Genomic DNA, 10924 nt, shown 5'->3' on the forward strand with positions numbered 1-10924 from the left:
TCGTAATATTTCTAATTTTGCTTCCTGCCAGAAGGAAGTAGAGTAACACCCTTTTAACTTCACGGAAATTTTAAAATACCAATATAACTGGCAGTAAGGTTTTGGTATAAAACACCAATTATTATTTGTTATATTAAATTGATTATATAATGATAAAATGATATCATAATATATAATTTATAAACGAGGGGGAAGAGAATATGAATTTTTGCAGAAAATGTGGCAATAAACTACAAAAAGACTCCACCTGTTGCCATACCTGTGGAACTGAATCGGAAAAAATACATAATGGACAAATCAGCAGTGTAACAGACAATGAGAAGATATTAAATGAATATTACAATGTACATAGTAAAAATTCCCACAATGAATACGATTATAAACATAAAGAAGAACCTTTGGAGTTCTTTAAAAACATTAATTTTATTAAAAAACATAAACAAAATAAAATTATGCTAGTTGTTATTTTATTACTAATAGTAATAGGTGCATCTCTTATAAAAAATCCTATAAAAAATTTATTTATAAGAAGAGATAAGGTTAATTGGCTAATGTATGCAGCCCATAGATATAATGAATTAAATACGGTGGAGTCTGAAAGTGATTTTAAGATAAAGTTTAAGTTACAGTCCAAAGAACATGTGAATTATAAAAATATAGAAGATGCAATGGAACAATGCACTTTAAAATTAAACACTAAAACTGATAAAAATACTAGTGAAAGATACAGTAAAGCTAGTTTAATATATAAAAATAAAAGTATTTTAAATGCTGAAATTTATAGTAATAAAGAATACGTGGCTATATCAGCGCCACAACTATATGAACATACCATGTATATAAAACTTCAGGATATAAATAGATTAGTAGAAGAAGATAATAAACAAAATAATATAACATCTAAAAAGAATTCAGAGTCAGTAGATTTGAAAAAATATGAAAATGTGTTTCAATTAAAAAATTCTCAGTATTATAATAATGTGGAAAAAGGCTATAGGGAACTTTTTCATAAAACCATGAATGATTATCTTACAGAAGGAGATGAAGTGAAGTTAACTGTAAAAGATAATGGAGAACAAAAAACAGTAAAATGTGATGAAGTAGTATTAAATTTAGATAATGAAAGAATAATAAAAATTTTAAAGACTTTCCTTCAAAAAATATCTAAGGATGAAAATTTAAAGTTATTAATAAAGGAAAAAGAGTTTCAGTTTTTAAATATTGCAGAAAAAAATAAAGAACTTAATAAGTTTGATCTTAGTAAAGAAAAAGTAGCTAGTATTAAAACAAATTTTGATTCAAATTATGATTCTGTTATGAAACGAATTGGACAAGTAGAGAAAGTAGATAATAAAGTTTCCAATGAAAAAATAAATGGGTTAACTAAAATAAGAATGGACTCTAAAAATAATATAAGGGGATTCAAATCTGAATTTTCCATAGATAATGAAAAAACTTGTTTTAATTTTATATCAAATACTGTGATTAATTCTATAAATTCAAAACTAGATATAAAAAAGATACCTAAAGATGGATCTAAAGATATGAGTAAGCTTACATTAGATGAAAAAAATGATATTACTGAGAAAATTAATAAAAATTGGGAAAAATTTATTGAACAAAAGCTCAATATAAAGGAGTAAAGTTTGTTAAAAAAAATTTAGATTTGTTAAAAAAACAGCGTATAAATATACAAGGGCGTGTATATTTATGTAATGAATTGCATTGGAAATAGAGGGTGAATTTAGTGTTATTAATAAAAAAATGGGCAGATTCATACTATGATTGGAAAGGATTTTCATAATGCTTGTGTACTAATTAACAATGGTAAAATACAACAAATAGATGAGAAAATAAATATTAAAGATGATAACTTAGAAGTTATAGGTGTAAAAGGTGCATAGGTAATGCCTGGAATAATTGATGACCACTGCCATATAGGTATTATGGAAGAAGGAATAAGATTTGAAGGCATGGATTTAAATGAATGTTAAAGTGCAATAAGACCACATCTTAGGGCAATATATACACCATAATATCAGGTAAAGTAGTGTATTATTTTAATAAGGACTGAAATTAAAAATAAATAAAACACTTTACAACAGGATTTTTGTCGTATATAATGAAAATAATAATTTTTTGTAAAACACTTCGCAAAAAAGAGAAGTGTTTTTTATTTTTAATAAAAATAAATATATGAGAAGTATAAGCATTATTTCTTATGAAAATAAACTAAATTAATTTGGTAGTTTAATATGTCACTACAAATAAACTTTAAATGATTATTAAAAATAACGTTTACAAAAATGTGGGTGGATTTTATAAAATAAGGATAAAATCACATTAATTTGCTGTGGATATTGTTACAAATTTAACCTTCTCTAATGAAAAAAATACAGATATCTAAAAATTCTAAAAATTTCATATATATAATAAATTGAATAAGTGCAAGATATAAAAATAACAATATTTATTGGAAAAGGAATAAAAAAGGAGAAAACGGAATATATATTGAATAAATCGGTGATAGAGTTGTTAAATAAGTCATAAAATTTAAATTTCAGAATTTAACAAATTTTGAAATTTACAATATTATGATATAATAACAAATAAAATTATTTAAATTTGAGTTAAGGGGGACTAAAATGAAGAAAGCATCACCAAAAGATTTCATAGTTATTGGCTTTGCACTTTTTGCAATGTTTTTTGGGGCGGGTAATTTAATTTTTCCACCTTTTATGGGGAAATTAGTAGGAGATCAGGCACCATCAGCAATTATAGGGTTTCTAATTACGGGAGTGGGTTTGCCATTAACAGGTATAATAGCCTGTGCTAAAATAAATGGCACATTTTCCGATATATCAGGAAGAGTTGGAAAGGTATTTGCGGCTATAGCTACAACAGCATTAATATTGGCCATAGGTCCAATGTTGGCTATACCTAGAACAGCTGCTACTACTTTTGAGTTAGCAATACATCCAATATTTCCATCTCTAAGTCCAGTTATAGCAGTAATAATTTATTTCATTGTTTGTTTAGCATTTGTGTTAAGGCCATCAGGAATAGTTGATAGTATAGGTAAAGTATTAACTCCGGTTTTACTTCTTATGTTAGCAATTATAATAATTAAAGGATTTGTATCACCAATAGGACCAGTTATTAATACTAATTTTCAAGGGGCATTGTCAAAATCTTTGCTTGAAGGATATCAAACTATGGATGCTATGGCATCAGTAATATTTGCATCAATAATAATAACTGCAGTAAGAGCAAAGGGGTATACAGAAAAGAAAGATGTCATAAGTCTTACTATTAAGTCAGGTATTGTAGCTGCAGTAGGATTAGCATTTGTTTATGGAGGCCTTATGGTTTTAGGCAGTCATACTTCACAAGTAATTCCAGGTGAAATTGGAAGATCAGCTTTAGTTGTAGAAATTGTTAAAAGACTTTTAGGAAATGCAGGTACAGTTATATTAGGTGTAGCTGTTGGACTGGCATGTCTTACAACTGCCATTGGACTTATATCTACAGGAGCAGAATATTTTAGTGGATTAACTAAAGGAAAAGTTTCTTATAATGTTTTTGCTATTGTCATAAGTGTAGTAAGTGCATTGCTTGGAACAGGAGGAGTTGACAAAATAGTTAAATTCTCAGTTCCAGTATTACAAATTTTGTATCCTATAGTAATCGTTTTAATAGCCATAACTTTACTAGGTAGTGTTGTTAAAAACAATAGTGTTGTAAGAATTACGGTTTATACTACATTGGTAATAAGTATAATTGATACAATAAATATAGTGACAGCTGGAAACGTGGGGTTTATAAAAGGATTATTAGGAATAATACCACTTTCTGGTGCAGGGTTCTCATGGTTAATTCCATCAGTTATAGCCTTTATAATAGGATCAGTATGTTTTGGAAAGAAAGTAGAAACAGTAAAAGCATAAATTTAATATATTATAAAATAAAAACCCTGTCGTTTTTCGACGGGGTTTTTATGTAAAAATATTTAAAATTTTTTAAAAAAAGTATGTAAAACAAGAAAATATTTACTTAATCTTAAAAGTAATTTTGCAATTTACTTTTAAATTAATAGGTTGTTCTTTTAGTAATTAAAAAGTTAGTTTTTTATTATGTCTTCATATTTAAATAAACCTAGAGCATTAGCTTGTAATCCTAATATATTTGGTTGAGTAGCTATAGCTAGTTTAGGATGAAATAGGAATATCCATGGAACATCATTTATTATAATTTCTTGTATTTCTTCATATAATTTTTCTCTTTTTTCTGGATTAATCATATCTTTAGCCATTCCTAATTTTTCTGTAACATTTTTATTATCATATCGAGCTATGTTAGATACATTCTCTATATTAAATAGTGGTTCTAAGAAATTATCTGCATCTCCAGAATCCGCGAACCATCTGCTTATGGCCATATCACATTTTAAAATATTATCTAAGTCCAAATATTTGGATGAAGGTACTTCTTTTAAAACACAGTCTATACCTATACTTTTTAAATCTTCTATTACGTAATTAGTTATTTTAGAAAATATAAAATTGTCATCATTTCTAACTAATATATTTAATTTGTCTGTAGATCTATTAAAATCACTTTTAGACAGAATTTCCATAGCTTTGGATTTATTATATGAGAAACCTTTTAATTTATTGTTAGATATTATACTTGGAGGAAAAGGTCCTTTTGCTTCAGTGGCTAGACCGCCCAATATATCATTTATTATTCTATTTTTATCTATGGCTAAATTAAGAGCATATCTTACATTTTTATCCCTAGAAAATATGGAATTAGATTTTAAATTAAAACTAGCATAATAAGTACCAAGCAAGTCTTGATTTATAATATTTATATCTTTATTAGAGTATAAAGATTCATATTCTTCTTTATTATCTAAGGTTATTACATCTAAATCTTTATTTAAGAAATTCTCAATAGGAGCTTTTGAATCAAATATAATATTTATAATATCAATATAAGGAGCTCCATTAAAATATTCCATAAAGGCTTCTAATTTACAGTCATTGTCATTAAATTCAGAGATTTTATAAGGACCACAGCCCACTATATTTCCCTGTTTCATAGAATACTTGCTTATTATACCGCAAAGATCTAATCCAAGATTTAATAGAAATCCACTATAAGCATAGGATAATGTTAAGGATACTCTATACTTGTCCAGTATTTTAATTCCAGAGACTTCATTTTTAATTCCAGATTTAAAAGCTTCAGATCCTTCTATAATGTCTAGTAACCATGCATTTGGAGATTGAAGCTTAGGGTCTAACAGTCTTTCCAATGAAAATTTAACATCTTCTGAGGTTATTTCTCTTCCGTCATGAAATTTTATCCCTCGTTTAAGATTAAAAACCCAAGTAAGATTATCATCTTCTAGATACCAACTTTTGGCTATTCCTGGGGATATTTCTCCATGAGCATTTATTGATAAAAGGCCTATATGTATATTATTTAATAAAAAACTACTATTAAATTCATAACTTATGGCAGGGTCTAGATATTGAGGCTTACCATTCATACAGACATTTAATATGGTTTTATTTTCTTTAGAATCAACTTCTATTTCCTTTAAAAGACTATTACTAATGAATTTTAAATTTTGAGCTACTTCATGTAAATCCTTTAAGGAAGTTTTACTGTAGTGAGTATTTAAAGAAGCAAGCTCTACTATAAACATTAGCTTTTCAGAGGTAGTATTCATTTCTTCTGTAGAGGATATTACATTTTCTAGATGACCTATTTGGTTTGTAATAGCATCATTAATTCCTTGAGATACAGAGGTAGTAGTTTCTATAGAAGATATTATACTATTAAAAGCTTCCATGGTCTTATTAGATATTTCTGTGCCTTGTTTTATTTTATCCATGGTTTCATTTATAGAGTTTATAGCATTTTCTATACTAACATTTATTTCTTCTATGTTCTGTTCTATGGTGCTAACGGAATCCATACTTCTTTCTGCTAATTTTTTTACCTCCTTTGCAACTACAGCAAAACCTCTGCCTGCTTCTCCAGCTCTTGCAGCTTCAATAGAGGCATTTAAAGATAACAAGTTAGTGTTGTTTGCAATGTCTTTTATTATATCCAACATATTATTTATATCTAAGGCTTTAGCACTTAGATCTTGTACTACTGATCTGGAATATAATATGGATCCCTCTATTTCTTCCATAGCATCTATGGAATTTGAAACAGCACTATTACCTTCTTTAGCAATTTTCATACTGCTTTTACATAGCTGTCTAGAATTTTCTGTGCTAGAGAATACTTCTTCAGCTATAGCCGAATAATTACTTATTTCTCCTGTAACCTCAGAAATAGAATTCATTTCCACTTCTACGTAACTAGATATATCCTTAATCATCTTGATTAATAATTCTGTAACAGAATCTGTTTCCATTATTTTTTTATCTAGTTTCCCTACTATTTTCCTTTGATTATTAGTTAAAACTTGTAATTTGTCCTCACGGATATTTACATTACAGGGCTTTTCTATAGTCTTTTCATTTAAGATATTAATATTTCTGTCACGAGAATATTTTTTTGATTTTAAGTTAAACATTTTAATCCCACCTATAAAATAATAGTTACTATTCATATTTTAACGCATTTAAATAATTTGTTAAAGTATGAAAAATATTCATAAAAATATAAATTATTATAATTGGTGTGCCAATGTAATATAAAAACATTATTAAATTAATCTATTATTACTTTCAGTTGATTTAGCTTTAGTTTAATGTGTAAAATATGATTCTCCAAGTTTAATTTAAGTGGAATAGTAATTTAAATCAATATATTAATTTTCAGTAACAATAATATTACAAATTTCATAGCATAAATACATGGAGTTATATTTTGGAGGTGTATTATATGGACCAAATTTGTAAGTTATCGGAAGTACCAGTGGGAAAGAGTTGTAGAGTAAAAGAACTGAAAGTAAAAGAATTATTAAAGCAAAGGATTTTAGATTTAGGGGTAGTTGAAGACACAGAAGTTTATGTTTTAAGAAGAAGTCCTTGGGGTGATCCAACGGCGTATTTAATAAGAGATACATGTATAGCACTTAGAAAGGAAGAGGGAGAAAAAATAATAGTTACTATGAGTTAGTTATATAAAAATCTATAGAAAGGACGATGACTATGGGCCTAACTTATACTTCAGGAAAAAAAGATACGTTAAAAGATCTTTTCCATGTAGAAAAAGATAGTGAAAATGACATAGTAGTAGCATTAGCCGGCAATCCTAATACAGGAAAAAGCACGGCTTTTAACGCATTAACAGGGTTGCATCAGCATACAGGAAATTGGCCAGGGAAGACAGTTACCAATGCAAAGGGAAAATATAATCATAAAGAAAAAGATTTTATAGTAGTGGATTTACCTGGAACGTACTCATTACTTGCAAGTTCTGTAGAAGAACAGGTAGCCAGAGATTTTATATGTTTTGGAAAGCCAGATGTAGTGGTTACTGTTATTGATGCTACTTCCATAGAGAGAAATTTAAATTTACTTCTTCAAATATTAGAAATTACCCCTAAAGTAGTGGTTTGTCTAAATCTAATGGATGAGGCTAAAAAGAAAGAGATTAAAATTAATGTAGAAAAATTAGAAAATCAATTAGGTGTGCCAGTCATACCAACAATAGCAAGAAGCAATAAGGGAATATATGAATTAAAAGATAAGATTTATAACTTAGCCTTAGGAAAAATAAAGACTAATCCAGTTAAAGTAGAATATAACAGTGAAATACAAAGAGAAATAAAAAAAGTAAGTGAATTATTACAACAGATATTTCCTAGGGAAATATCTTTAGAGTGGTTAGCTCTAAGATTATTAGATGGTGATGAATCTATCTTAAATTCTATAAGTAAATATTTAGATTATGATATGAAAAGCGCTTTGACAAAGGGGGATTAAGTTGAAGAATTTAGATAGGGATGAAGAGATAAAAAATAAACTAAAAATAAGGCATTATCACATAAAGCAAAGTAAGATCAAAATAAAAAATGTTAGAAAAAATAAAATGAAATATAAAATTCTTAAAAATAATATGGAAAATAGCATAGAACATGAAAATATGCAAAGGGTTTTTAAAAATAAAATAAAACATGAAAATTTAAATAGAGTATTTAAAGATATAGAAAATTTTAGAGAGCACTATAATGAAAAAATAAGAGAGCAAATAGTAAAAAGTATATATGATAAAGCAGAAGAAATTGCAGGTAATTCTGTTAAAAAAAATAGAGAAAAACTTTTATCACAACAAAAAATAGACCATATAATAACTTCTAAAATTACAGGAATACCTATTATGTTGTTGTTATTAGCAGGGGTCTTGTGGATAACTATAGAGGGAGCTAATGTGCCTTCTAAACTTTTATCAAAAATGTTTTTTAATATAGAATACAAACTTACAGCACTTTTTAGCTATGTAAATGCACCTACGTGGCTTCATGGGATATTGGTTTTAGGAATATATAGGACTTTAGCCTGGGTCATATCTGTAATGTTACCACCTATGGCTATATTTTTCCCTATATTCACATTATTAGAGGATGCAGGTTATCTCCCACGAATAGCTTTTAATTTAGATCATGCATTTAAAAAGGCTTGTGCTCACGGCAAACAAGCTTTAACTATGTGTATGGGGTTTGGTTGCAATGCAGCTGGAGTTATTGCTTGTAGAATAATAGAATCTCCAAGAGAAAGATTAATAGCTATTTTAACAAATAATTTTGTACCTTGTAATGGTAGATTTCCAACATTAATAGCCCTTTCAATGATCTTCGTTGGGTTAAAATTTGAAGGCTCTGGAGGTAGCAGTATTATAGCAACTCTTATGATAGTTCTTCTTGTACTTATAGGAATAGGAATAACTTTATTAGTATCTTATATACTATCAAAAACTTTATTAAAAGGGGTTCCATCATCTTTTACTTTAGAATTACCACCATATAGAAAACCTCAAATAGGAAGGGTGATATACACATCCATTATAGATAGAACTATTTTTGTATTAATGAGAGCAGTAGTAGTAGCAGCCCCAGCAGGAGCTATAATATATATATTAGGAAATATAACTATAGGAGATAGTACAATATTAGTTCAAGTAGCTAATGCATTAGATCCATTTAGCAGAGCCATTGGCTTAGACGGATTTATACTTCTAGCCTTTATATTAGGACTTCCAGCAAATGAAATAGTGCTTCCAATACTTATAATGTCTTATTTATCTAAAGGATCTATGATAGACTTTGAAAGTTTAGAACAACTAAGAAATATATTAGTTTCCAATGGATGGACCTATTTGACACTACTAAATACTATGTTGTTCTCACTGCTTCATTTCCCTTGTGGAACTACTATATGGACAATAAAAAAAGAAACAGGAAGTACAAAATGGACTATATTTTCAGTAGTTATGCCTACCATAATTGCTATAGTTGTATGTTTTATAACAACTCAAGTTTATAATCTTATAGTGTAGCATTTTCACTTGGTAAAGATTTTTCTATTATATAGAATTTTTCATCAAGAATTCATTAATGTAAAATCTTATGTATTTAACATTACTTTTGATTTCCTTAATATAATATTTTGAGAATATAATAGTTTAAGTAACACATATAAGCTTTAATTTTAATTACTTAGTCTTATATAAAATTCTTATTCATATGGAAGCTTATATATAAGAGTTTTTGCTTTTAATTAAGTGAAGACTCTTTAACTTTTCGTATATAAAAATAAGACCCTTGTTTTAACAAATAATAAAATTTGCTAAAACAAAGGTCTTGCTTCAAGAAATCACATTAGGATCTTGCATCAAACCGGGTTATAAAAACCAGCATGTCGATTTGATGAACAAAGCTAAAAGCTTTGACAAGCTACTCCCCCTTATTTATATAAAAGCAATTATTCATTTATATATTAATAGGTTATGATATACTTAGAAAAATGTTACAATTAAAATAGATTTAATTGTAAAGGCGCAAATATAAAAAATATATTCATAAACTATTCATTTTGCTAAGAAGTTCTAAATATGGCTCCATTAAAAATTTACTACCCAGTGGAGGCGCCATCCTTGGCTTCACCACCGGCTCCTCACGTCCTGTGAGAAATTACAAAAATTTTTAACTACTCCAAATTAAGAACTACTAAAGCTTATTCATATGTTTATTACATATATTTTTTATATTTGCTGTATTAAAGTTAAATCTATTTTGAGATAGCTATTAATTGTGTAATAATGTAAGCTTAAAAATATTTGCATTTAACTAGATTAAAATATTTACAGGAAAATTTAGATTGCAATTTAGATTAGGAGAGGAATATGAATATATATTTAGTAAGACATGGGGAAACGGAGCAAAACAAAAGAAAAAATTTTTATGGTAAATTAGATGTGGGATTAAATGAAAAAGGAAAAGATCAAAGCTATAAAGTGGGAGAACTCTTAAAGAATATAAATTTTAATAGGGTTTATATAAGTGATAGAAAAAGAACTAATGAAACTGCAGAGATAATTTTACATAGAAATAACTTTTATAAAAAGGAAAAAAATATTATTTGTAGAGAATCTAGAATAAACGAACTGGATTTCGGGATTTTTGAAGGAAAATCTTATGAAGAGATATGCTCACTATATCCAGAGCAGCAAAAAAGTTGGGAAAAAGATTGGGAAAACTTTGTGATTCCTAATGGGGAAAGTGCAGTAGCTTTTTACAATAGAGTAAAAGAATTTATGATTGATATAAAAAAACATAAAGATGGAGACTATTTAGTAATTACTCACGGAGGAGTAATAAGAATGATATATAGTTATATACTACAAAATAATATAGATTTATATTGGAACTTTGCTTCAAGAAATGGAGATATAT

General features: G+C 27.5%; 8 protein-coding genes. 7 read left to right on the forward strand and 1 reads right to left on the reverse strand.

Annotation, left to right across the window (positions count from 1 at the left end; all coding sequences use genetic code 11):
* The first annotated feature begins 200 nt into the window (after positions 1-200).
* The 3 genes from NGI68_RS16635 (at position 201) to brnQ (ending at position 3947) form a co-directional block, all read left to right on the forward strand.
* Positions 201-1643 (forward strand): zinc ribbon domain-containing protein, encoded by a 1443-nt coding sequence (locus NGI68_RS16635; protein WP_251862565.1) that lies wholly within the window; start codon positions 201-203, stop codon positions 1641-1643.
* Positions 1644-1781: 138 nt separating this feature from the next.
* Positions 1782-1904: a hypothetical protein gene (locus tag NGI68_RS17010; protein WP_286010132.1), complete on the forward strand. Its 123-nt coding sequence runs from the start codon at positions 1782-1784 to the stop codon at positions 1902-1904.
* Positions 1905-2645: 741 nt separating this feature from the next.
* Complete coding sequence (gene brnQ / locus NGI68_RS16640; protein ID WP_251862566.1) at positions 2646-3947, forward strand: branched-chain amino acid transport system II carrier protein; 1302 nt, start codon at positions 2646-2648, stop codon at positions 3945-3947.
* 173 nt (positions 3948-4120) lie between these two features.
* On the opposite strand, the gene NGI68_RS16645 is transcribed toward brnQ, so the two are convergent.
* Positions 4121-6601 carry an ABC transporter substrate-binding protein gene (locus NGI68_RS16645; RefSeq protein ID WP_251862567.1) on the reverse strand — a complete coding sequence of 827 codons (2481 nt, stop codon included), beginning with the start codon at positions 6599-6601 and terminating at the stop codon, positions 4121-4123.
* A 311-nt stretch (positions 6602-6912) separates the two neighbouring features.
* Between NGI68_RS16645 and NGI68_RS16650 the strand changes: the two genes are divergently transcribed.
* The 4 genes from NGI68_RS16650 to cobC all read left to right on the forward strand — a co-directional run.
* Positions 6913-7149 carry a FeoA family protein gene (locus tag NGI68_RS16650; protein WP_251862568.1) on the forward strand — a complete coding sequence of 79 codons (237 nt, stop codon included), beginning with the start codon at positions 6913-6915 and terminating at the stop codon, positions 7147-7149.
* A 32-nt stretch (positions 7150-7181) separates the two neighbouring features.
* Complete coding sequence (locus tag NGI68_RS16655) at positions 7182-7958, forward strand: FeoB small GTPase domain-containing protein (protein WP_251862569.1); 777 nt, start codon at positions 7182-7184, stop codon at positions 7956-7958.
* A 1-nt stretch (position 7959) separates the two neighbouring features.
* Positions 7960-9528: a nucleoside recognition domain-containing protein gene (locus tag NGI68_RS16660; RefSeq protein ID WP_353505420.1), complete on the forward strand. Its 1569-nt coding sequence runs from the start codon at positions 7960-7962 to the stop codon at positions 9526-9528.
* A gap of 846 nt (positions 9529-10374) precedes the next feature.
* Positions 10375-10924: alpha-ribazole phosphatase (cobC, locus tag NGI68_RS16665; RefSeq protein ID WP_251862570.1), on the forward strand; the 550-nt coding region annotated here is incomplete at its 3' end.

Source organism: Clostridium sp. Marseille-Q2269 (genome assembly GCF_943736985.1).
In the GTDB taxonomy this organism is placed as follows: domain Bacteria; phylum Bacillota; class Clostridia; order Clostridiales; family Clostridiaceae; genus Clostridium_F.

Excerpts from the sequence above, each read along its gene's own strand:
- NGI68_RS16635 (WP_251862565.1), top strand. The coding sequence starts at position 201 with ATGAATTTTTGCAGAAAATGTGGCAATAAACTACAAAAAGACTCCACC.
- NGI68_RS17010 (WP_286010132.1), top strand. The coding sequence starts at position 1,782 with ATGATTGGAAAGGATTTTCATAATGCTTGTGTACTAATTAACAATGGT.
- brnQ (WP_251862566.1), top strand. The coding sequence starts at position 2,646 with ATGAAGAAAGCATCACCAAAAGATTTCATAGTTATTGGCTTTGCACTT.
- NGI68_RS16645 (WP_251862567.1), bottom strand. The coding sequence starts at position 6,601 with ATGTTTAACTTAAAATCAAAAAAATATTCTCGTGACAGAAATATTAAT.
- NGI68_RS16650 (WP_251862568.1), top strand. The coding sequence starts at position 6,913 with ATGGACCAAATTTGTAAGTTATCGGAAGTACCAGTGGGAAAGAGTTGT.
- NGI68_RS16655 (WP_251862569.1), top strand. The coding sequence starts at position 7,182 with ATGGGCCTAACTTATACTTCAGGAAAAAAAGATACGTTAAAAGATCTT.